General features: G+C 60.5%; 22 protein-coding genes. 12 read left to right on the forward strand and 10 right to left on the reverse strand.

Going from position 1 to position 22,627, the window contains the following annotated elements:
• The first annotated feature begins 20 nt into the window (after positions 1 to 20).
• The 8 genes from BSU04_RS03650 (at position 21) to BSU04_RS03685 (ending at position 7,284) form a co-directional block, all read left to right on the forward strand.
• Complete coding sequence (locus tag BSU04_RS03650) at positions 21 to 1,370, forward strand: MFS transporter (protein ID WP_089159312.1); 1,350 nt, start codon at positions 21 to 23, stop codon at positions 1,368 to 1,370.
• Between the two features lie 604 nt (positions 1,371 to 1,974).
• Positions 1,975 to 2,352, forward strand: a complete 378-nt coding sequence (locus BSU04_RS03655; RefSeq protein WP_306427170.1) for a hypothetical protein — start codon at positions 1,975 to 1,977, stop codon at positions 2,350 to 2,352.
• A gap of 73 nt (positions 2,353 to 2,425) precedes the next feature.
• On the forward strand, positions 2,426 to 2,710 hold the full coding sequence (locus tag BSU04_RS03660) for a hypothetical protein (protein WP_089159313.1): 285 nt from the start codon (positions 2,426 to 2,428) through the stop codon (positions 2,708 to 2,710).
• Positions 2,707 to 2,991: a DUF6723 family protein gene (locus BSU04_RS03665; RefSeq protein WP_256982097.1), complete on the forward strand. Its 285-nt coding sequence runs from the start codon at positions 2,707 to 2,709 to the stop codon at positions 2,989 to 2,991. Before BSU04_RS03660 ends, BSU04_RS03665 begins: the two co-directional genes overlap by 4 nt.
• Positions 2,992 to 3,273: 282 nt before the next feature.
• Entirely contained in the window at positions 3,274 to 3,477 is a 204-nt protein-coding gene (locus BSU04_RS03670; RefSeq protein ID WP_031362000.1) for a cold-shock protein, read from the forward strand.
• A gap of 390 nt (positions 3,478 to 3,867) precedes the next feature.
• Positions 3,868 to 4,092 carry a hypothetical protein gene (locus BSU04_RS03675; RefSeq protein WP_089159314.1) on the forward strand — a complete coding sequence of 75 codons (225 nt, stop codon included), beginning with the start codon at positions 3,868 to 3,870 and terminating at the stop codon, positions 4,090 to 4,092.
• Positions 4,093 to 4,673: 581 nt separating this feature from the next.
• On the forward strand, positions 4,674 to 6,380 hold the full coding sequence (locus BSU04_RS03680) for a methyl-accepting chemotaxis protein (protein ID WP_089159315.1): 1,707 nt from the start codon (positions 4,674 to 4,676) through the stop codon (positions 6,378 to 6,380).
• Positions 6,381 to 6,819: 439 nt separating this feature from the next.
• Positions 6,820 to 7,284, forward strand: a complete 465-nt coding sequence (locus tag BSU04_RS03685) for a DUF4126 domain-containing protein (RefSeq protein ID WP_089159316.1) — start codon at positions 6,820 to 6,822, stop codon at positions 7,282 to 7,284.
• Between the two features lie 89 nt (positions 7,285 to 7,373).
• Here the strand turns inward: BSU04_RS03685 and BSU04_RS03690 are convergent, their stop codons facing one another.
• The gene (locus tag BSU04_RS03690) at positions 7,374 to 7,835 is read right to left on the reverse strand and encodes a response regulator (protein ID WP_089159317.1); all 462 of its coding nucleotides are present in this window, start codon (positions 7,833 to 7,835) and stop codon (positions 7,374 to 7,376) included.
• 267 nt (positions 7,836 to 8,102) lie between these two features.
• Between BSU04_RS03690 and BSU04_RS03695 the strand changes: the two genes are divergently transcribed.
• A complete protein-coding gene (locus BSU04_RS03695) occupies positions 8,103 to 8,807 on the forward strand; it encodes a response regulator (protein ID WP_089159318.1) in 705 nt (234 codons plus the stop codon).
• 133 nt (positions 8,808 to 8,940) lie between these two features.
• Here the strand turns inward: BSU04_RS03695 and BSU04_RS03700 are convergent, their stop codons facing one another.
• Complete coding sequence (locus BSU04_RS03700) at positions 8,941 to 10,968, reverse strand: ATP-binding response regulator (protein WP_089159319.1); 2,028 nt, start codon at positions 10,966 to 10,968, stop codon at positions 8,941 to 8,943.
• Between the two features lie 230 nt (positions 10,969 to 11,198).
• Here BSU04_RS03700 and BSU04_RS03705 point away from each other — a divergent pair, with 230 nt between their 5' ends.
• On the forward strand, positions 11,199 to 11,972 hold the full coding sequence (locus BSU04_RS03705; protein WP_089159320.1) for an SDR family NAD(P)-dependent oxidoreductase: 774 nt from the start codon (positions 11,199 to 11,201) through the stop codon (positions 11,970 to 11,972).
• Positions 11,973 to 12,138: 166 nt separating this feature from the next.
• Here the strand turns inward: BSU04_RS03705 and BSU04_RS03710 are convergent, their stop codons facing one another.
• Positions 12,139 to 12,522, reverse strand: coding sequence for a VOC family protein (locus BSU04_RS03710; protein ID WP_089159321.1), 384 nt, complete (start codon positions 12,520 to 12,522; stop codon positions 12,139 to 12,141).
• A gap of 1 nt (position 12,523) precedes the next feature.
• On the reverse strand, positions 12,524 to 13,498 hold the full coding sequence (locus BSU04_RS03715) for a hydroxymethylglutaryl-CoA lyase (protein WP_089159322.1): 975 nt from the start codon (positions 13,496 to 13,498) through the stop codon (positions 12,524 to 12,526).
• 188 nt (positions 13,499 to 13,686) lie between these two features.
• On the opposite strand from BSU04_RS03715, the gene BSU04_RS03720 reads away from it, so the two are divergent.
• On the forward strand, positions 13,687 to 14,091 hold the full coding sequence (locus BSU04_RS03720; RefSeq protein ID WP_089159323.1) for a PaaI family thioesterase: 405 nt from the start codon (positions 13,687 to 13,689) through the stop codon (positions 14,089 to 14,091).
• 252 nt (positions 14,092 to 14,343) lie between these two features.
• On the forward strand, positions 14,344 to 15,717 hold the full coding sequence (locus BSU04_RS03725) for an MFS transporter (protein WP_089159324.1): 1,374 nt from the start codon (positions 14,344 to 14,346) through the stop codon (positions 15,715 to 15,717).
• Here BSU04_RS03725 and BSU04_RS03730 read toward each other — a convergent pair.
• The 6 genes from BSU04_RS03730 to BSU04_RS03755 all read right to left on the reverse strand — a co-directional run bounded on the left by BSU04_RS03730 (position 15,706) and on the right by BSU04_RS03755 (position 22,627).
• Positions 15,706 to 16,842 (reverse strand): zinc-binding metallopeptidase family protein, encoded by a 1,137-nt coding sequence (locus BSU04_RS03730; protein ID WP_089159325.1) that lies wholly within the window; start codon positions 16,840 to 16,842, stop codon positions 15,706 to 15,708. The two genes, BSU04_RS03725 and BSU04_RS03730, sit on opposite strands and share 12 nt — an antisense overlap.
• 118 nt (positions 16,843 to 16,960) lie before the next feature.
• Positions 16,961 to 17,545 carry a TetR/AcrR family transcriptional regulator gene (locus BSU04_RS03735; RefSeq protein ID WP_089159326.1) on the reverse strand — a complete coding sequence of 195 codons (585 nt, stop codon included), beginning with the start codon at positions 17,543 to 17,545 and terminating at the stop codon, positions 16,961 to 16,963.
• Between the two features lie 143 nt (positions 17,546 to 17,688).
• The gene (locus tag BSU04_RS03740) at positions 17,689 to 19,215 is read right to left on the reverse strand and encodes an efflux transporter outer membrane subunit (RefSeq protein WP_373452788.1); all 1,527 of its coding nucleotides are present in this window, start codon (positions 19,213 to 19,215) and stop codon (positions 17,689 to 17,691) included.
• On the reverse strand, positions 19,212 to 20,234 hold the full coding sequence (locus BSU04_RS03745; protein WP_089159424.1) for an efflux RND transporter periplasmic adaptor subunit: 1,023 nt from the start codon (positions 20,232 to 20,234) through the stop codon (positions 19,212 to 19,214). The genes BSU04_RS03740 and BSU04_RS03745 overlap by 4 nt, the downstream gene beginning before the upstream one ends.
• A 7-nt stretch (positions 20,235 to 20,241) precedes the next feature.
• On the reverse strand, positions 20,242 to 20,451 hold the full coding sequence (locus tag BSU04_RS03750) for a DUF1656 domain-containing protein (RefSeq protein WP_089159328.1): 210 nt from the start codon (positions 20,449 to 20,451) through the stop codon (positions 20,242 to 20,244).
• 40 nt (positions 20,452 to 20,491) lie between these two features.
• Positions 20,492 to 22,627, reverse strand: a complete 2,136-nt coding sequence (locus BSU04_RS03755; protein ID WP_089159329.1) for an FUSC family protein — start codon at positions 22,625 to 22,627, stop codon at positions 20,492 to 20,494.

The raw sequence follows: 22,627 nt of genomic DNA on the forward strand, positions 1-22,627 counted from the left end.
AGTCCGGCAAGGAGACGATCATGAGCGATCTTGGCGCCACTGCGGCCGTACCGCAGGCACACAGCGAAAACGACCTCAAAGCGGTGATCAGCAAGGTCGCCTGGCGGCTGATGCCGCTCATCATGATCTGCTATTTGTTCGCGTTTTTCGATCGCATCAACATCAGCTTCGCGAAGTTTCAACTGCAAAGCGATCTCGGTTTCTCAGATACCGCCTACGGTCTGGGCGCCAGCCTCTTCGTGATCGGCTATGTGTTGTTCGAAGTGCCCAGCAACCTGATGCTGTACAAGGTCGGCGCCCGTCGCTGGATCGCGCGCATCATGATTTCCTGGGGCATCGCCACTAGCGCCATGGTGCTGGTCGGCAGCGAATGGCAGTTCTATGCGCTTCGCTTCATCATCGGCGCAATGGAAGCGGGCTTCGCCCCCGGCGTGCTGTATTACCTCACGTTGTGGTTTCCGGCGAGCCATCGCGGTCGCATCACCTCAATGCTGTTTCTTGCTTCTGCGTTCTCCGGGCTGATTGGTGCTCCGTTGTCCGGTCTGGTCCTCGGGCACATGGACGGCGTGCTTGGCATCCGCGGATGGCACTGGTTGTTTCTGCTTGGCGGTTTGCCGTGTATCGCGCTTGGCTTGTTGGTACTCAAGCTGCTGAAGGACCGCATCGAGGACGCAGGCTGGCTTAGCGCTTTGGAAAAGTCACTGCTGGCGAGCCGCATCCAGCGGCACGCGCCGCACACGGGCGCCGGCCGTTCGTTGCTCGACGCAATCAGGACACCAGGCTTCCTGATGCTCGGACTGATCTATTTTTTGATCCAGGTGGCGTCGTATGGCCTGAATTTCTGGGCGCCTCAACTCATTCGAAGTGCGGGTACGCACAACCCGACCACCATCGGCTTGCTGACGGCCGTGCCCTACATTTGTGGTGCGATCTCCATGGTCGTGGTGGGCCGTCTCTCCGACGCCTCGGGCGAACGCCGTCAATTCGTCTGCGCACTGTTGGTGATGGCGGCGCTCGGTTTTTTTGCCGCCGGTTTCTTCGACAAACAAACGGGCCTCCTGATCGTGGCGCTCGGGGTGATGGGCGCGGGCGTGGTGGCCTCGATCCCGGCGTTCTGGGCGCTGCCGCCCAAGCTCCTGACGGGGGCGGGCGCGGCGGCCGGCATAGCGTTGATCAACACGATCGGACAACTCGGCGGGATCGTGAGTCCGGTGATGGTTGGACGGGTTCGTGACCTGACCGGAAGCACGACGCCCGCGTTATATGCGATTGGCGCGATGAGTCTTATCAGTGCACTGCTCCTGTTGTTCGGTTTGCCGGCCATATTGCGGCAGAAAGATCCGTCAGAGGCGCGCGTTTCCAGGCAATAACCTGGCCCAGCAGACTTGAAGCCGCCGCTTTAACGCAAGTTGAAGCGGTATTTCTGTTATACCGGGACCGTTTGAAGCTTTCAAGGTGGAGAAAATAGTCTTCGCGGTGCTGGAACAATTCAGGTGAGATCGAATGCGTTGTTAAATATAGACAAGGGTTTGCGGCAATGGGCCAATATTAAAAACTCAAAGTGCCGACAAAAAATGCTTTCGTCCGGTTTATTCAGGGGATAGCCCATCGCCAAATCGAGGACGTTTTTTTGCTTCCGTGACCCGTTTGCATCCTGCATTTTGATGCTGCAATTAGCTTTGGTCGGTTATCCCGGTTCTGATTCGGCTAAAAATACCGCTTGCTGTGAGCGGCTTCAAAGCACAGGAAAAAGCGACCGACGCACTTCAACTAGTTCTTTAAAAATAGTCGCGGCACCTCCGCCAGCCAAGCCCCTCCGCCATCCTTGCAACGCCGGGCAACCAGCGATTTGCCTTGCCTCACGCAGCGATTTGGCGCATTCTTAATCGTTCCGATGCCGATGACCGTCAGTTTGCATATCGGTTTTCAGCAGATTTCCACGACGGTCAGCGCAGTGTGTCCAGCGAGTGCGTTATGACCATCCATACCATCGAATATCGCGGCTATGCATTGCGCGCTTATTCGCAGCAGATTTTCCCGCCGCATGGCGATCCGTTTGCAAAAGGTCCCAAGCGGTTTTCCGCGATCGTTCAGATAGACACCGTACCGTCCGACAGTGCAACGTCCAAACGCTATTCGCCAGCCATCAAAGGCGCCGAGCCGGCCAGTGCAGACGACGCTATCGAACTGGCCATGCAGTATGGTCGAGACATCATCGACGGCAAGGTTCAGGCCGGTGCGCTGTATAACGCGCGAAGCGGGCGCTTTTCCCGCTCGGTGCGGCGTTTCCAGCCATCCGTGGCGGTACCGTCCGCACCTGTGCAGCCAGGCGGAGCAGACAACGCAACATGAGCGGCAACGCTCGCAGTAGCCATGCGTGACAAGATCTCGGGGCGTCGCGCAATAACTGAAACTGAAGAACATCATGAACGACACTGTAAGAAGCTATCGCGGCCTCGAAATTTATCCGCTGATCTACCCGCACAAACCGCGTGGCGCAGACGGTTCCCGCCATTACGACTCGGGTTTCGACGCTGCCGTGAGGATTTCCCGGCGCGGCGTTGACGACAGCACGACTACCAGCCGCGTGTATCGCGTGCCGGGCACGGGTCCGTTCAGCGGCTCGGGTGAAGCGCGGCTGGCGTCTACGCGTTATGCAGAACGGCTGATCGACGGCAACGTCGCCGGCGAATCGATCGCCGATCTATGAGTTATTCGCTCGATCGTCCGCCCCTGGCCTCTTCGCTCGATAACCTTACGGCCGACAAGCCGGCCGGGTGGGCCAATTACAACGTGGCGGCCTCTTCAAGGCGCGCAACGGGCGGAACCATGCCCACGCTTCGTATTACGAGGCTGAGCGACAAGCGCGTGATCTATCCGTTTGTCGGCTGCGCGGACATGCCGCTTTTTCCCGACGCACAAGCCGCACGCGACTACGCCGAGCAGTATGGCGCAAGCCTTGTGGACGGTGACATCGCGGTGCCTGAGTGACGACTGGGCGATCACGCAGTACTACTTGCCTGGCGCGTGGAGGGCCGCAATCCACTGGCAAATTGTCTGCGATCGTTTCATGGTGTGACTAGGCGGGATCCGAAATAGCTTGACACCTTATGCCGCGACACGTAATCTGAGGGTCGAAGTATTCAAGAAGCTCGATTGCTGTTCATCATTCTGCCTCGTTATCTCCGCGGTATTTGTTGTCCTCTCACTTCCTTGAAGCTTCTCTCGCCTCAATACGGGGTTGCATCATTTTTATATTTTCAAGGATTTAATATGGATACCGGTATCGTCAAGTGGTTCAACGACAGCAAGGGCTTCGGCTTCATTACGCCTGACGCAGGCGGCGACGACCTCTTCGCCCACTTTTCGGAAATTCGTAGCGACGGCTTCAAGACGCTCGCTGAAAACCAAAAGGTTAGCTTCGAAACCAAGCAAGGCCCGAAGGGTCTGCAAGCTTCGAACATTACCCCGCTGTAATTGGTGGTGTAATTGATTTACCGCGTAAATTGGCTCACGTCAATTTACGCGTGCAGTAAATGTTTTCGCGGAGCTTCGGTTCCCGGTTGCGGTGGTCGCTTTTATTGAACGGCGCCGCTACCATCAGCATTGCACCTGTCTGCCTCTGCTTGCATTTGTTTGCACTTCCACTTTAGTCCGCTTTAGTCCCTCTGCAATCTCCTGCAACTTCGCTGCCACACGTCGCGATTTAAAACGAACGATAATTGTTCGTTGTCGCGCTTGTGATTTCGGCTGCTTTCTGCTGTTTTCTGCTGTTTCCTCTGCGAATTTTTAAGGCCTTGTGCCTGTTATCAACGCGTCCTGACAATCAATATTTGTCGGACCCGCGTTTGTTCGTGTGTATCACTCATGCATAATTCTAATATTTATTTGTACAACGGCTATAAAGTCGTTCCTTCCGCGCATCGTCTGCCAGATGGATCATTCGCGTCGAACCTTTTGCTTGAGCGCCATAGCGGCAGCGAGAAGGGTAATCGCTACCAGTTCCACGTTCTGGACTACTTCAAGAACGAAGCGCAAGCGCTCGGTCACTCACGCAAGTGGGCACGGGAATGGGTCGACACCCGCGGCTGATCGTCCGCGACGGGTCGCGGTGGGTAATTACTTAATTTACCGATATGGTCTGCTGTTGAAAGCACGCTCCAGACATCCGTTTTTTCCAGTCTGATGTTTCAAGTCAGATTTCTCAAGTTCGATCCAGTCGGCTTGCTCTCATCGTCTATTGGCACGCGCAACAAGCGCATGTGTCCCGACGGCGCACCCTCAGGTGCGCCGTTTCGTTTTAAGCCTGCCGAATAAGCGTTTGCTCCAGGGGGACGCCGTCGCGCTCGCCTTGCATAGGCTATTAAACGAAGCCAAAAAATACTTGTACAAACTTTACATCTTTACCCTCAAGCAATCTTCCAGTGCGGTCGTTAAACCATTTGCCTGTGTCGACAAATGTGTGACGGAGCATCAGAAAAGCTTAACGCGAACGAGGGGTGAGAGCCTCGCCGTCAACGAACACTTTGCGACAGGCACGGCGCGCGGACACACGGATCGATGTGCCCGCGCTGCACTCATACCGCTGCCGGCTCTTGGGGGCCAAGGACGGCAGCGGCTATTCAGCCGTCAGAGCCCGTTCGGGCAGGAGTCACCACGTGAACCTCAAACACATGACCATCAAGAGCAAACTCATTGCGGGATTCGGCGTGCTCTCAGCCATCGTGCTCGGTGTGTCAGCAATGTCGCTGCACGCGCTGAGCAGTTCCACGGATGGTTTTTCGAGCTACGTCCATGGTCCTGGCGCACGGGCCGACATGGCAGCGCAGGTGCGCACGGCAGTGGACCGACGTGCCATTGCGGCTCGTAATCTTGTCCTGGTGACGAAACCGTCGGACCTGGAAACCGAGAAGGCCGACGTCACGCGTGCGTCGGAAGACGTCCAGGCGAAGCTGAAGCTGTTGAAAACGATGGTCGCGAGCGGACCCGATAGCAGCGACACCGCACGCAGCCTGGTGGGTGAGATCGATCGCGTGGAGATGCTGTACGGACCGGTTGCGAACGACATCGTGGCGCTCGCGCTGGCCGGCAAACACGACGAGGCCATCGTCAAGATGGATAACGAATGTCGGCCGCTGCTGGCTGCGCTCGTGAAGGCGACGGATGCCTACGCCGATTTCACTCGTAACCGCCAGGACCAGTTGGTGCGCGACTCTGAAGGTCAATACCAGATGCAGCGAAACCTGTTGATCGCCATGTGCGTGGCCGCGATCGCCATGGCGTTGGCGGCGGGCGCGTTCATCACGCGCTCGATCACGCTGCCGATCCGGCGCGCCGTCGATGTCGCCAGCACGGTGGCACGCGGCGATCTTCGCAGTCGCATCGTGGTCACTCAGAACGACGAGACCGGCCAGTTGCTCAGCGCGCTCGCCGACATGAACGCGCGGCTGATCGAAACGGTGAGCCGCGTGCGTGAAAGCAGCGGCAGCATCGCGAGTGCGTCGTCGGAGATTGCCACGGGGAATACCGACCTCAGCCAGCGCACGGAGGAACAGGCCGCGTCGCTGGAGGAAACGGCGGCGAGCATGGAAGAGCTGACATCGACGGTCAAGCAAAACACCGAAAACGCGCAGCAGGCCAGCGCGCTTGCGACAAGCGCTTCGGATGTCGCCCAGCGCGGCAACAAGGTGGTCGGGCAGGTGGTCGATACCATGCAAGGCATCAGCGAAAGTTCGGCGAAGATTGCGGAGATTACGGGAATTATTGAAGGGATCGCGTTCCAGACCAATATCCTGGCGTTAAACGCGGCGGTCGAAGCGGCGCGTGCCGGTGAACAGGGCCGCGGTTTCGCGGTGGTCGCGAGCGAAGTGCGCAGTCTCGCGCAACGGTCGTCGAATGCGGCCAAGGAGATCAAGGACCTGATTGCACACTCGGTGCTACAAGTTAAGAACGGTTCGGCCCTTGCCAGCCAGGCCGGCGACACGATGTCGGAGGTGACCCAGGCGGTCGCGCGAGTCACTGACATCATGGAGGAGATTGCGGCGGCATCGATTGAGCAGGGCCGAGGCATAGAACAGGTGAACCAGGCCATCACGCAGATGGACGAAGTCACGCAGCAGAACGCAGCATTGGTGGAAGAAGCCGCGGCGGCATCCCAGTCACTGCAGGATCAGGGCCGGCAGTTGACGGAGGCGGTGGCGTTCTTCCAGATGGAGGGCACGACGGTTGCGTCACGTCCGGCTGTTAAGCCGACGGTCAAGCCGGCGGTTCGCGTTGCGGCTTTGCCGGTTACCAGACGAGCCATTCAACGCTCGCCGGCTGTGCTGGGTGCACCGCTTAAAACGGCGAGCGTCGGCGAGGAGGGTTGGAGCACGTTCTGACGCACGGTTGCTGTCCGGCAAGTGAACGAGGTGGCGCGACTGCGGTTGCGCCGCCTTTAACGGATTGTCCCTGAGCTTTTCGGTTGGCCGCGTTTTTTATGTGCTGATCGCGCTATATTCTTAGGTCCGTTGACGCTGTCGATCAAACTATGATTCGTTATCCAAATGATTTTTTGAGTTGGTCTCATCGCGCTGTACTCTTTGTATCGATACTAGGCTTTTAAGCGTTCGTTTGTCCGGTGCGTTCATCTATCTGTAGTGTCAAACGTCTCACGAACAAAACGGGTGCCGTCCCGGCCTTGCCTGTCAGCGGCTTGCTCGCTGCATCGATGTGTCTTTATCCCTTTCTAACGCCGCTGTTTTGCGGTATTCCTGTCGGGCGAGCACGTGCACCCCAGCAGCGTGCTCATCCCGAACGCACCAGGAACCGGAGCCGTCGATGTCCTTATATCTTCTTGCCCTGCTGATTGGCGTTGTCGCCGGCCTTCGCGCCATGACCGCTCCCGCCGCCGTAAGCTGGGCGGCGCATCTTGGATGGTTGCCCGTCCAGCACACGCCCCTCGCCTTCCTTGGTGCAACCGTCACGCCTTATATCCTGAGCGTGCTTGCCATTGGCGAACTCATCACTGACCAACTCCCGAAAACCCCCAGCCGCAAGGTGCCCACGCAATTCGGCGCACGGCTTGTGACCGGTGCGGTGAGCGGCGCCGCGCTGGGTGCGGCGGCGGGCTCGATGATTGGCTGCGCGGTGGCCGGGCTGATCGGCGCAGTCATCGGCACGTTGGGTGGCGCGAGCATCCGCGGTACGCTGGCTCGCGCACTGGGGCGCGATTTGCCGGCGGCGCTGATAGAAGACGTCGTAGCGGTCGGTGGCGCGGTGTTGATCGTCATTGCGCTTGCTTGAGCTTGCCTCTGGGTGCAGCCGGTGTGAGTGGCGTCGACGTCGGCATCGGCGCTGTTTCAGCGTGAACTCAGTGTAAATTCAGCGCGGCTTCAGTATTGGTGCCGCTTCGGTATCGAGAAGTAAGTGGCCAGCATTTCTGCCAGGCGCCAGGTGGCGCAGGGTCGCCGGCAGTGGGCGTCGAAGCCTGCATCTTTCAGGCTTTCAATAGGATCGGCCGGCCAGATGTTGCTGATCGCGACCAGTAGCCGGCCGTTGATGTCGGCATCGGGGCGCAGCGCGCTGATGAAGGCATAGCCGGATTCGCTGTCGAGCCGCGTGTCCAGTATCAGTGCCTGGGGCTTCCAGTTTTGCAGCAGTGAGCGCGCCGATTTCAGGCTCTGGGTATGCATGACTTGCAACCCGGTCAGCCGCAGCAGCGCGGCCAGCGATTCCCCTATCAACTTGTCCTGGTGGGCGATCAGTACCCGCGGCGAGCCAATCGGCATACGTGCCTGCTTGCCGCTCCATAATGCAAAGTGTCTCTCGTCATCTGTGCCTGAACGACTGCTCATGGTGTCCTCCTCCTGGTTTTTGTGACTGGATGGGGCGCCGGGGCCGCTTTACCTTTATGGACGGCAACTTCGAGTCCGGCGATGGGATTACTGCGGAACCGATGACGCAGTGTCGCGGTTAAGCGTTCGCCGCAAAACCCGGTCGAGGAGGGGACGCGGGCGAATTTTTCGGGGGGGCCGCAGACCCCCCTTCGTATCCCTGCGAAAGGGGGGGTGGCGAGACCCCGACATGCCGTTACCATCAGGGTGTGATTTACGGGAATAGCAATGGAAAACGGCAATTTCAAAACGGTGCTGCTGGTCGAGGATGAGGGGCTCACAAGAAGCGCCATGAAAAGCCTGATCCTTGCCAACGAACCGTTGCTCGATATCGATGAGGCTGACGGCTTCGAACAGGCCACGGAGAAGTTGTCCGCGCGCTCGTACGATCTCGTTTTCCTCGACTATCAATTACGGGGCAATTCCACGGGACTCGATCTGCTGAACTGGATCGGGGAGCAGGAGCGCGAGGTACAGACCATCATGCTGTCCGCACAAGACGATCGCGATACGGTGCTGGAATGCATCAGGAGCGGCGCATGCGGCTTTATTTCAAAGGCGAGTGAGCAAGGAGCGGGCGTGTTTCGCGAGGCTCTCAAGACAATTTTGAGCGGCCGCGTGTATTTGCCCAATAGCGTGCTGGGAAAGGGCGGCCACAGCCCTAAACCGGTGTCCACGCATTCCGGTGTGACGGTAGAGTCGCTGAACCTGCCGCCACGCCTGACCGAGACGCTGCGCTATTTGTTGCAGGGTTTGTCTAACAAGGCGATCGCGAGAAAAATGAATATCAGCGAGAACACCGCCAAGGAGTATTCAAGCGATCTGCTCGCCCGGTTTCATGTGACCCGTCGGACGTTCCTCATTGTGGAAATGGCGCGGCGGGGTATTGAGATGCCGATGGGCATTGCCGCGACTGCGGGCGCCACACGGTAGGGAAGGCTTGACCTGAGAGATTTATAAAAACAAGCGTGAACGAGGCTTTGCCGTTATTTGTGCCTCTACAATCCCGCCGAGTATCAGCAGGTTGTCGACCACCCGTGCTCCGGGTGGTCGATTTCATTCCCCCTCAGCAAACCCTCGCCGCATCTGCCTCCGAGCGACCCGATATCAGCGACGCGATCTGCCGGCGTAACTCCGCCGGACTCACCGGCTTGCTCAGCACGTCGTGGTCGCATGCGAGCGGCACGATGGTCGCCGCCGGCTCACCTGTGACGACCAGGCACGGGCAGCGTCGCCCAATTTTCGTCGCACCGAGCATGGCCACGTCGCGCGCTGTTTTTGAATCGCGCAACCGGAAATCCGTGATGATGAGATCCGGATAACGTTCGATGGTGTTCAGCGTCTCCTCAAACTCTTCAAAGCTGCTCGCGGAGTCGAACAGCATGCCCCATTGCACGAGCAGCGCTTCCGTCGATGCCCGCACGAGGCTGTCGTCCTCCACCAGCAACACATAAAGTCCGTCCAGCGGCACGGTCTGCAAATCGGCGGTATCACCCCGCGCACGCGGCGCGGTTTCGCCGAGCGGCGAACCGCAAATGGGCATTTCGAGGGAGAAGCGCGAGCCGCGTCCTTCGGTCGATTTCAACTCAATCCGATGCTCCTCCAAGATGGACACCACGGCGTTCACGATGGACAGACCGAGACCCAGTCCCCGATCGTTGTCCTGTTCAGCGTTGCCCACCTGGAAGAACGGCTGGAAGATCGAATCCCAATGTTCCGACGCAATGCCAATGCCGTTGTCGACCACATCAATGCGGGTTCGCGTGGCCGAACGCACCACGCCCACAATGACCACCGGCTCGGCTTTCTTGCTGGCATCGGCGTAACGAATGCCGTTCGACACCAGGTTCACGATGGCCCGCCCAAGCCAATGCGCGTCGCTGCGCACGAACACAGGCGCCTGGGGCATGCGCAGCCGCAACTCGACGCCGTGCATGGTCGCGAGCGGGCGCAGTTGTTCGGCGGCCTCGAGCACGGCGATCTTGAGGTCGAACACGTGATAGCGCGGCACCACCCGGCCCGACTCGAGCCGCGAGAGATCGAGCACCGCGTTCAGGAAGCGCGCAAGGATCACCGACGAACGGCCGGATTCATCAATCAGCCGGGCGGCTTCGGTTACATCGTCGTGATGAAGCGCTTCGGCGGCAGCTTGCAGGAAGAGATTGAGCGCGTGCATGGGCTGCCGCAAATCGTGTGTGGCGGCGGCGAGGAAATTCGACTTTTCTCGGCTGGCGGTTTCCGCGGCCAGCATCTGCTGCTCCTTGAGCGCGAGCAATGCGTTGGTCTTGGTGTCCTGATCTTTCTTCGACGCCAGCAAGTCCAGGTGCTTTTTTTCCAGTTGAACGTTTGCGGTGAGGAGCTCGTTATTGAGCACACCGAGTGCACGCTCCGCCGCGAAGCGCTCACGCGACACCCGCTCTGCATGCACGCACACACCATGACCGATCACGACCACGTTGAAGAGATAGAACAGGCCCATGTAGAAGTCTTCGGGCGAGAGAATCCTGATGGTGAGTTGCAGCAGGATGACCGATGAAAACGTGACCACTGCGGCCGTCAGCGCCACTCTGGACTTCAGGTAGAAGAAGCCGAACTGGAAGAAAAATACGAGGTAGAGACCAACGAAATACCACGTGTAATTGAACGGTCCCGGCGACAAGGCCACCAGCAAAAGCAGTATCAAGTTGCAGCCGTAGACGCCGGTTAGGATCACGCGCTGGGACGTGGCGTGAGTCGCGAACGAGGCCCTCAAGGTCAGGCTGCCGACGAAAACCAGCAACGCGATGCCGGCCAGCCGCAGCGCCATGATCTGCATGAAGACGGGGGCAAGTACTGCGCTTTCGCGCCCGAAGTTGAAGTCGTACCACAGGAAGCAGACCCAAACGCTCAACGCGAGCAACGCCGATGCACGGCGGAACGCGCAGAAACGAAGGCTATGGTCTTCGAGGAACTGGGCTTCGAGGGCGGCTTCGGGAAAGGGCTTCGGGATCGAGAGATTGCGTACGAGGCTTAAGCCCGCATCTCGTGCGGACGACGAAAAGAGCCGCGACGGTTTGGGGGCGGCCATGTCGGCAATATCTTCAGGGACGTCCATGATTCGCTCACTCGAAAAAGGGCGTGATCGATTACTTTAGCTGACCACGCGCCTGAAGCAAACATCGTTTTTTACAAATCCCAAGTGCTTATCCGCCATGACTGCATGTCATCGGCGTGATGACGGGCGCGCGCTCGCTAACGGCAACCTCTCGCGCTACGCTCGCTTTCATGTTTACCGGATCATCATTCCTCCGGCGCTTATTCGTCTGATCTTTATAAGGTACTGCTATGTCACGCATTTTCATTACGGGGTCCGCCGACGGACTCGGTCAAATGGCCGCCCGTCTGCTTGTCGCGCAGGGGCATCAGGTGGTGCTGCATGCCCGCCATGCCGAGCGTGCGCATCAAGCGATGCAAGCCGTATCGGGCGCACAAGCCGCTGTGTCCGGCGATTTGTCGAGTATCGAAGAGACTACCCGCGTGGCTCAACAGGTCAACCGGCTCGGACACTTTGATGCCGTGATTCATAACGCCGCCGTAGGGTATCGCGAGCCGCGGCGCATCGAGACCGTGGATGGCTTGCCGCACGTCTTCGCGATCAACACGCTCGCTCCGTACATCCTGAGCGCACTGATCGATAAACCTCAACGTCTTGTCTATCTCAGCTCAGGGCTGCATGAAAGCGGCGATACCCGTCTCGACGATCTGCTCTGGCAACAGCGGTCCTGGCAAGGCACAAGCGCCTATTCCGATTCAAAATTGCACGACGTCCTGCTTGCTTTCGGCGTGGCGCGCCGCTGGCCTGGCGTGTTGTCAAATGCCGTGCATCCGGGCTGGGTACCGACCAAGATGGGCGGTTCAGGCGCCCCCGATGACCTGAAGGCGGCGCCGCAAACACAGGCCTGGCTCGCCGTCAGCGACGATCCTGCCGCAAGGGTGACCGGCAAATATTTCTTCCATATGAAACGGCGCGAGCCGAGCGCTGCCGCCCGCGATGCGGGTTTGCAGGATCGGTTGATCGAGGCGTGTGAGCGCTTGTCGGGGATTCGGCTGCCGGAGTGAGAGAGCCGGGTGTGCGGGGAACGAGCGGTCATATGGCCCGGCGCAAACGCGTGGATGCGCCGGGCGCTGTTTGATATCGCTTATTGGGGGCGTATTCGGGGGCGTATTCAGACGCGATACGCGATACGCGGCTGCACGGCTGCACGGCAAACCCTGCGTGGCCGTTTTAAATCAACTCGGAAATCTCGATCAGGTTCAGATCGGGATCGCGGACGTAGACCGAGCGGATTTTCTGCGTGGCGCCGGTACGCTCGACCGGCCCTTCCATGATCGGCCACTCGTACTGCTTCAAGTGCGCGATCACGTCGTCGAGAGGCACGGCCGCGATGAAGCACAGGTCCAGCGCGCCCGGCACCGGCACATGCGCCTTCGGCTCGAACTCCTTGCCGCGCACATGCACGTTGATTTTCTGGTTGCCGAACTTGAACGCGCTCCGTCCCGCACCGAAGGTTTCGAGCTTCATCTGCAGGACTTCGGTGTAGAAATGGCGCGTCGCCGCTTCATCGATGCAAGTCAGAACGAGGTGATCCAGGTGATCGATGATAGCCATGTCACGCTCCTTCCCTGGCAAATGCCTGTTGTGTGGGGGCGCCGCCTGCGTCCATTGGCGGCGCATCGTGCAGGTCGAGCCGGCGCCCGGCCTTGAGGATCTGGCTTGGTACGTCGTGACCTATCAGGTTTGGCAGCAACGCCGCTGAGCTGAGCACCGAGGCGAGATTGACGCCGGTGTCGTAGCCGTCCAGTTCCAGCATATGTACCAGTTCCTCCGTACACACGTTGCCTGTTGCACCGGGTGCATAGGGACACCCCCCAATGCCGCCAAGCGAGGCATCGAAACGATCGATGCCCGCGCTCAACGCCGCCAGCGTATTGGCCAGCGCCATGCCGCGCGTATTGTGGAAGTGGAGCGTGAGCTCGAGTGTGGGGAATGCCTCACGCACCCGTTCGCATAGTGTCTTTACCTGTGAGGGGAAGGCCATGCCGGTGGTGTCGCATAGTGTCACGCCGTGCACGCCGAGTTCGGCGAAACGCTCGGTCCAGCGCAGCACTTCCTCCACTGCGACGTCACCTTCCATGGGGCAACCCATCGACGTGGACAACGACACGTTGATGGCCACCGGCGTTGCCTTCGCCACGCCGATCACTTCGCGCAACTGCGCGAACGACTGATCGCGGCTCATGCGCAGGTTCGCGCGGTTGTGGGTCTCGCTCACCGACATCACGAGGTTGACTTCATCGACACCGCATGACAACGCGCGTTCCGCCCCGCGCACGTTCGGCACGAGCGCGGTGTAGACCACGCCTTCGCGCCGCGCGATGCCATGCATTACGGCTTCGGCGTCGCGCAGCGCGGGAATGGCTTTCGGCGATGTAAACGACGTTACTTCTATCTTTGCGAATCCGCATGCGCTCAGCGCGTTGACCAAGGCGATCTTCGCGTCGGTATCGACGAATTGTTTTTCGTTCTGAAAGCCGTCGCGGGTCGCGACTTCCTGGATATACAGGCGTTTCATGGGGCTCCTCATGTCGGATGATGGCGCGTTATACGGACATGATGAACCTGCGCGGACGGCCTGAAAATCGGTGGATTTTCCACGACCGTTTCCAAATTGGAAAGACTCGCGCGCGGGGCGGACGAGTGACTTCGCACGCCAAACGCTGCGTCATGGCACAGTCTTGATTGAACATTCCTTTCCGGCAGGAGCTCTTTTCGATGTCCGATTTCATTCTCGATAATCCGTTTCTCGAATTCCTAGACGCACGCCTCGTTGCGTGGTCGAGCGGTTACGCGGAGTTCCGCATGCCGATTCAAGCCCGTAACCTGAACCGGCAGGGCGTGTTGCAAGGCGGAGCGGTGGCAACCCTGCTCGATGCCGCATGCGGTTACGCAGGTGTCTATGCGGAGCAGGGTGAACCAGCCATTCATGGTTTCACGCTCTCGCTGACGGTGAATTATCTCGACACGGGGTTGGGTAAGAGCGTGACGGCGAAGGGTTTTATCGAGCGGCAAGGTCGCAGCATCTTTTTCTCGCGCGGCGAAGCGTGGGTCGATGACAAGCTCCTGATTGCGAGCGCGCAAGGGACATTCAAATATGCGGGCACGCACGGGAAGAAGTGAGTGTTTTACGCTGCACGCAGATTTTGCAGATGGCAGGCCATGCTCCCATTCGTTAGGAGCGCTGTGTTCGCGTCGGCCCGCGCGTAGCTGGCGGGAGCGATGTCGCTTCGGTCCTATCACCATGACGCGATCGTTCTAGGAGCGGGGTTTATGGTCGCATCTACTCAAAGGGACCCATCCAGCGCGTTTTCGGTGTGCCGGCACGCTAAAAAACCATCCTGCATCACCGTTCCTTTTCCCGGGAGTCATCGAATGTCGAGAACGTTGGAAGCATCGCCCCCTGAAGTCGATCTGAAAACGCTGCGTAAGGTGATCTTCGCGGCATCGATCGGCAATTTCGTCGAGTGGTTCGACTTTGCCGCGTATGGTTTTCTCGCGACCATTCTTACGCGGGAGTTCTTCCCGAGCGGCGACCCGGCGGTTGGACTGCTCAAGACCTTTGCCGTTTTCGCCGTCGCATTTGCATTCCGGCCGCTGGGCGGCATTGTGTTTGGCGTGATTGGTGACCGTATTGGCCGCAAGCGCACGCTCGCGTTGACAATCCTCATGATGGCCGGGGCGACCACGCTGATCGGTTTGTTGCCCACGTACGGTGCGATCGGCGCGCTCGCGCCGTTCCTGCTGACGGTCATCCGCTGCGTGCAGGGTTTTTCCGCGGGCGGTGAATATGCCGGCGCGTGCGCATACGTAATGGAACACGCGCCGCAGCATAAGCGGGCGAGTTACGGCAGCTTTGTGCCGGTATCGACGTTCTCGTCCTTCGCGGTGGCTGCGATCGTTGCTTACGCGCTCGACGCGTCGCTTTCCGCCGATGCCATGAGCACCTGGGGCTGGCGCGTACCGTTCCTGGCCGCCGCGCCCATCGGCCTGATCGGTCTTTACCTACGGATGAATCTCAGCGAAACCCCGGCTTTTCGCGCGCTTGAGGGCGAGCACAATGTGGCGCATGCGCCGTTGCGCGACACGCTGCGCACGCAGGCAGCGGGCATTCTGAAGCTGGGGGCGTTTATCTCGGTGACGGCGTTGTCGTTCTACATGTTCACCACCTATTTCGCGACTTATCTGCAAGTGGCGGGCGGGTTGAATCGCGCGACGTCGCTGCTGATCACGGTCATTGCTTTGTTTTTCGCGGCGGCGCTGTGTCCGCTGGCCGGTCTGTATTCGGACTGGGCAGGTCGCCGGAAGACTGTATTGACGGCGTGCGTCATCCTGATCGCCATGGTCTATCCATCGTTCTCGCTGGCGGGGTCCGGGCACTTTTTGCCGTCGGTGATTGGCGTGGGATTGCTGGCGATTGGCGCGGTGTTGGCGAACGTGGTGACGGCGCCGTTGTTGTCAGAGGTGTTTCCGACACGCACGCGCTATACCGCTTCGGCCATTACCTACAACCTGGCCTATACGGTGTTCGGCGGCACGGCGCCGCTCGTCGCCACGTGGCTGATCACGACGACGGGCAACAACATGTCGCCTGCGTTGTATTTGATCGTGATCGCGATAATGGGATTGATCGGTGGATTGATGTTGCCGGAAACGTCGAAGGTCTCGCTGCATGGCGCGAGTGCTGCTCATCCCGATGCAAGCGCCGCCGCTGCCGCGCTGAAAAGCGTACCGGGGTCAGCCGCTTAGTGGCTGCCGATCGCTGCTGGTCGCTGACGATTTGATCATCGCTGAAACGGCAACGCCTGGCGACGGCTGGGCGTGCCTAGCCGCGGCGATCACCCGATCCACGAATCGCAGTTTTTCGACGACGGGCGGCGCAAGGGCGAACGGGTAGGCGTCCGGCATGCCGAGACTGCGATTCAGGCTGTTTAACGCGTAGGTGAGCGGAAACCACTGTTTCATCAGATGATCGAAGGTGGCTTCGCCAGGCGGCGGCCTGGCCTCCAGCGTAGGGTCCAGCGAGTTCCCCGGCATGAGCGCGACGCCGCAGGCCATGGCGGTATCGACGGTGTCCACTATGTGCAGGTAGTGCGCCCAGGTTTCCGCCCAGTCTTCCCATGGATGCGTGGTCGCGTAAGCGCTGACAAACGATTTCCCCCAGTCCGGCGGTGCTCCATCCTTGTAATGCTTGAGCAGCGCTTCGCGATAATTCGCCCGCTCGTCGCCGAATAGAGCGCGAAAATCCGTGATCCACGGCGTGTTGGCGACCAGCCGATCGAAATAGTAATGACCAATCTCGTGCCGGAAATGGCCCAGCAAGGTCCGGTACGGCTCGCCCATCGACAGCCGGACGCGTTCGCGTTGCGCGTCATCGGCTTCCGCGATGTTCATGGTGATCAGGCCTCTATCGTGACCGGTCAGCACTCTTTTGCCGCGCTTGTCCTCCAGGAATTTGAACTGCAGCCCGGTTTTCGGGTTGACCTGACGTGACTCCACGCGCAGACCCAGTGCACCGAGCGTGTACAGCAGGCGGCGTTTGGCCGCTTCCAGCCTGAACCAGTAGTAGCGGCGGTTCGCGACGCGCAGGTTGGGAATGGTGTGCGTCAGGCGGCAGGCGTGACACAGCGGGTCGGAGGACTCGGCCGGCACCATCCAGTTGCAGACTTTTTCGACTTCGTAGTTATGACAGCGTTTGAACAGCGTGTCCCGGTGTTCAGGGTGCCGGCTGCGCCAGAGGCCGTCACCCACGTCTTCGAAAGCGCTGATTTCGGCAATTTCAGGGATAAAACCAAGCAGCGATTCGCAGCGCTCGCAGCGAAAATTCTCGAAAAACACCAACTGATTGCAATGATTGCAATGGAACGTTTTCATAGGCCGGGGGTATCGAAGTACATGGCACATGTTCCCCTAGTATGGGCATGCGCGCTGGAAGTTCCTCGAAGCAACCTGCATGCCGCCGGGAAAAATGATCCCAGGGGCGGCTTTGGGCTTAGCTTACGCGTTCTGCCAGATAAGCGGTCACGACAGTTTTGTATTCATCGACGAGCAGGCGGCGCTCCTTCGGCTTGGCCGCCGTATAGAGCGGCACGAGGCTTTTGACGATCTGCAGCAGCACTTCCGCGATGCGAAGGGCGTCCGCCGGGGGCAAGTCCTGGCGGCGATACGCGAACAACTCAGCGAAGCGCTGGCGCAGCCGATGCCTGTCGTCGTCGCTGCGACTGGATGGAATCGATGCCGCCAGCAAGGCCAAATAGGCAGGGTGCTCGCTGATGAAACCGGTCATCAGGTCAATCAGTTGCGCGGCCAGATCGGGCGTGGATGCAATCCGCGCTTGCTCTGACAAAGCGCTCCAGCGCTGGTCCATACGGTCCCCGTACTCGGTACGCAGGGCGACGGCGAGCACATTCTTGTTGGTGAAGTATTGGTACACCGCGCCAATGGAGGTGCCGGCGCGGGTGGCGATCTCGGTCATGGTGGCGGCGTCGAAACCGCGTTCCGCGATGACCGCGCCCGCGGCCGTGAGCATGTCCTGCATCCGCCGTTCGGCGCGTTCTTGCTGAGGGATGCGTCGCATGGGCAATTAGGGGAATATGAGGAGACGCTCGGATTATAAGAGAGTGATTCGTGCGTCGACCTAGCCGGTTAAAACGCGCTCCAGCTAAATCGTTACTAAGGAGGACGATCTAACTCATCAGCCCGCGAACCCATCCGTCCACGTTACTGACTCGCAGTGCCAGCACTTGCTCCCACCGGCGCGGCGGCTGCCTTGGCCGGGTCTGAAGCGGGGTTCGGGACAGCATTCGGGGCTGGGTCCATCTCCCAGCCGCCGCCCAGTGCGAGGAACAAGTTGACCTGATCGAGCGCGACTTGTCCTTTCGCCGCGGCCAACTGCCCATTCGTCGATGTCAGGGTCCGCGTCGCATCCAGATCGGCGATAAACGATTCCCGTCCAGCGACATAGAAACGATGAGTCTGATCAGCGGATTCAGCCGCTGATTTCTGCGCGGCCGTCAATGCATCGGCGCGGGTGTAATCGGCGGCATACGTCGCGAGACTCGACTGCGTTTCCCGCAGCGCCTTCAACACGACGCCATCGAATTGGGCAAGCGCGGCGTCGGCGCCGTATTGCGCCTCTTGAATCCGCCCTCGTTGACCGTTCACCGGGAAGGTCCAGCTTATCAACGGACCGAAGCCCCATCGTGCAGTTGGCTGTGTGCCGAGATCTTCCAGAATCCCCGTCAGCCCCGCCGATGCCCCGAGGGTCACTGTTGGAAACAGCGCGCCCGTGGCTACGCCGATCCTCGCCGTCGATCCAGCCAGCTTTCGCTCCGCCTCGCGTACGTCGGGACGCCGGCGCAGCAGCGCGGCGCCATCGCCGACGGGCAGCGGCTGCGCGATCACCGGCGTCCTGTTGCAAGCAAAGACGCCCTTGGGCAGGTCGGCGGGCGAGCGCGCCAGCAGCGTGGCGAGCTGGTATTGCGCGATCCGCCGGCGCGCCGTGTAGACCGGAATATTCGCCGAGAGCGTTTCCACTTGCGTCTGGCCGCTTGTGACATCGGGCGCATTGCCGCGACCCGCCTGCTGCAAGCGCCGCGATACGGACACCCGTTGGCGCTGCAAGTCGAGCGAGCGCTGCGCGATGCCCAGCTCTTCCGCCGCCGAACAATTCTGCACGTAAGCCCGTACTACATCTGCTACTACCGTGATGCGCGCAAGATCGGCTGCTGCCTGTGTCGCGTCGCTATCGGCGCGCGCGGCTTCCACACCCCGGCGAATCGTGCCGAACAGATCGAGCTCATACGAAATGTTGATACCAATATCGCCTTCATTCGCGACGGGAATCTTTTCCGTGAGCAGGTATTGCTCCGCCGATTCCTGCGCGCGTTTGAACGCAGCCGATGTGCCGCCCGAAAAACCGCCTTGCGCCTGCGCCACGCTGAGCGCGGCGCGCGAGCGGCCGAGATTGGCCGCTGCGACGCGCAGATCCGTGTTCGACGCCATCGCTTGCTGGACCAGATCGTCGAGGATGGGGTCGTCGTAGAGACGCCACCAGTGCGCCGGCACCGGCCCGCTTGATACCGTCGACTGACCACCCGCGCCGTCGAGCGGGGCGTTGACGAAGGGTGCATTGACGACGGCGTCTTTCGGTACCGAGTAGTCGGGACCGACCGTAAAACACGCGGCAAGCGCGAGCACGAACGGTGTCAGGACGAGAGCGCGCGGCATCTTCATTGACTTGCTCATTGACTCGCACCCGCCGCGGAGGCGGACGCAGTGCCGCTATTCGGCAAGACACCGCTTGCGGCGCTCGCGGGGGCGGCAGTGGAAGCAGCTGAAGCAGCAACGACACCGCTTGCGCCACCAGCACCCGCCGTCGGGTTCGATTTGGCGAGCGGTGCGATATCGCGCACGGACACCGTCGCCGTGCGACCCGCGATCATGCGAAAGTCTGCCGGCACTTCATCCAGCGCGATCCGCACCGGAATCCGCTGCGCCAGCCGCACCCAGCTGAACGCCGGATTCACGTTCGGCAGCAGGTTCGATCCCTGCACCCGATCGCGATCCTCGATGCCGGCCACGATGCTCTGCACGTGCCCGTGCAGCATCTTCGTCTCGCCCATGATCTTGATGTCCACCGGTTGCCCGATATCGATCCCGTGCAGCTTGGTCTCTTCGAAATAACCATCAACGCGAAAAGAGTGCAGATCCACCACCGACAACACCGAGCGTCCCGCCGTCACATATTCACCGGATCGCGGCGCGCGATCATTGAGATAACCATCGACGGGGCTCACTACGGTCGTGCGCTGCAGATTAAGCTTGGCGGTATCGATGGCAACATCCGCATCCGCCAGCGCCGCTTCCGCCGTTTGCACGCGCGAGCGGCTTTCCTCGGTTACTTCGCGCGCGACCAGGTCACCGAGCGTGCGGTTGCGGGCGTCCTCCCTGCGGGCTTGATCGAGCGTCGCACGGCGTTGCAGCGCGGTTGCCTGGGCCTGGCGCAGCGCGAGTGCGTAGCGCGCCTGGTCGATGACGAACAGCACCTGGCCCGCGTTCACCGGCTGGTTGTCGACCACGTTCACGCTCACGATCAGGCCGCCCACGTCCGGCGCCACCTGCACAACGTCGGCACGCACATGGCCGTCGCGGGTCCATGGCGCGAACATGTAATAGTCGACCAGCCGCCACAACACAAACGCGGCGATCGCCACGACGACGAGCGTAAAGAGAATTTGTCCAACGGAGAACCAGGCTTTTTTCACGATAATTTCACGGTAATAGCCGATGCGAAACAATGACCACGATGCCAAGCACGATCACGTAGATCGCGAGGTCGAAAATGGAGCGATGCCAGACGAAACGGTACAGGCCGACGCGTGCGAATACCCGCGTGACGACCAGGCAGAACAGGTATGAAACCAGCATCAGTACCAGGACGGCGGGCAGGAACACACCGTAGATATCGACTTCACCGATCATCGCGGGGTGCTTTTGAAAAAGGAGTGGGAGGAGCGGCGTGTCATGCAGCAGGCTCCGGTTGGGGCGGCAATGCGGACGCGAGCGTGTCCGGGAACAGCGACAAACGCATGCCCACCAGTGCATGCAGCGCGTCGCGGATCTGGCGGCCGGGGACGGCGGCCGCCTGGTCCGGCTGCGCTTGCGCGGCGGCCGCTTCCGCGTGCACCGCGCCGCCGCGCCTCGTGATGCGATCCAGCGCTACATCGATAGCTGTCTCCAGGCTCGTCGGCACCGGTTGACGTGCGCCGCGCTCCACGCACTGCTGGAAATACGCGCGTACACCTTCCAGCACGCGATCGACCGAGGCGAGATCAGCGTCGTGCAGACGTCGCCGCAGACGCCTCAGATCGAGCGAGTTGAAGGCAATGCGCAGATCGCGAAAACTCTCGATGGATGGATGACGCTGGTCGTCGCTGGCGGCGATCCGCGGGATGATCTGCATCAGGCGGTCGATCATGCGCGCGGTGAGATTTTTCTGGTCATCGACGGGCCGGGTCGATGCGCTCAGCGCCACGTCCCGCCAGCCCGAGCGGATCAGCCGCGCCGCCGCCAGTTCAGCGCCGAACGGCCGCGTCACGCGGGTCCAGACGAACGCGAATAACAAACCCGCGGGGCCCGCCAGATTGCTGTTCATGAAGGTCAGGAAGTTCGCGTCGTAGGTTCCCTGGATACTGATGAACGTGGCGGTGTTCACAGCCGTCAGCATGGTCGCGAGATTGAATTGCGGGCGCGGGATCAGCGTGCCGATCAGGATGAAGGGAACCGCGAACATGATCACGAGCATGGGGAAATCGTGCACCGTCGGCAGGATGACGAATAGATACAGCCCGGCGAGCACCACGGCAAGACAGGTGTAGGTAAAGAACGCAAACACTTGCGGCGCGGGTTCATCGAGGGCGGCGAAGAAACAGCACGCCACCGCGGCCAGCGTGACCGCGCCCGCGCCATCGTTCCACCCGGACGCAATCCAGAGGCTCGACGCGATGAAAATGGCCAGCACGGCGGAACCCGCGGAAAACAGCAGCATGCCGCGGTCGAAGTATTGCTGCGTGCCGCCCATGCGCCAATGGCGATAACGGGGCCGCCAGCTGCCTTCTTCGTTCGTGATGATCACACGCAGCGCGCGGCAATCCTGCCAGACATCGACCAGTTGTTTCAAACGCCACAGTGTGTTTGAGAGCAGCGCACCTTCCCAAGTCCGCAGCGCGTCTGCGTCCGGTTGCAGGTCCGCGATCCGGCTGCGCAAAGCGTCGGCCTTGGGGTCGTTATTGGCATTGATGGACGACGGTGCGTCCGCGCGCGCGGACAGCGGTTCGCCGAACCATGTGACGATATCGGCGAGTAGCGGTTCGAGGCCCGGTGGCGGCGGGTTCCGGCCGTTGAACAACGCGGCGAGCGGGTCGCTGATCGCTGACATGATCGGCATCAGAAACTGCATCCGGCCACGCAGCGCTTGCGCTCGCGCGAGCACGTCGGGCCGGGTGTGGTCGTAGGCAAGCTGGCTCAACAGGAACTCGAGCGCGTTGACCGTGATCGCGAGCCGCTGCCGGCATGCCGAGATAGTCTTGCCGCCCATCCGCCCTGAGAGTGTCTCTTTTGCGTAGAACGCGGCGTCGCGGAACCACGCGTCGGTCCGTTCGATCAGCGTGGGTGCGAGGCGGCTCGGCAAGATGGCGCCACCGACCACGCTGGCGCACACAATGCCGAGCACGATCTCCTCGGTCCGCGATACAGCGAGATCGAAGATGCCCGCGGGGTTCATCACGGAGGGCAGAGCGATCAGCGGCATGGTGTAGGCGGCCAGCATGAACACATAGCTGCGCGCGGTGCGGTCGGAGATGGCGAGAAGCAGCAGCGTGCCTGTCCATAACGCGACCACCGCGCTGAACAGGTAGGGCGACTCCACGAACGGCGGCACGAACAGCACGGCCGCCGACGCGCCGATCATGGTACCGAGCGCGCGATACAGCGCCTTGGAACGCGTCGCGCCCACGAACGGATTCGACACGATGTAGACCGTCGCCATCGCCCAGTAAGGACGCGGCAGCTCCAGCTTGAGGCCGATATACAGCGCCAGCATGGAAGCCGCAAAAGTCTTGACCGAGAATATCCAGTCGCGCGAAGTGGGGTACGTCAT

Origin of the sequence: Caballeronia sordidicola (assembly GCF_002220365.1) — a bacterium.
Lineage (GTDB): Bacteria > Pseudomonadota > Gammaproteobacteria > Burkholderiales > Burkholderiaceae > Caballeronia > Caballeronia sordidicola_C.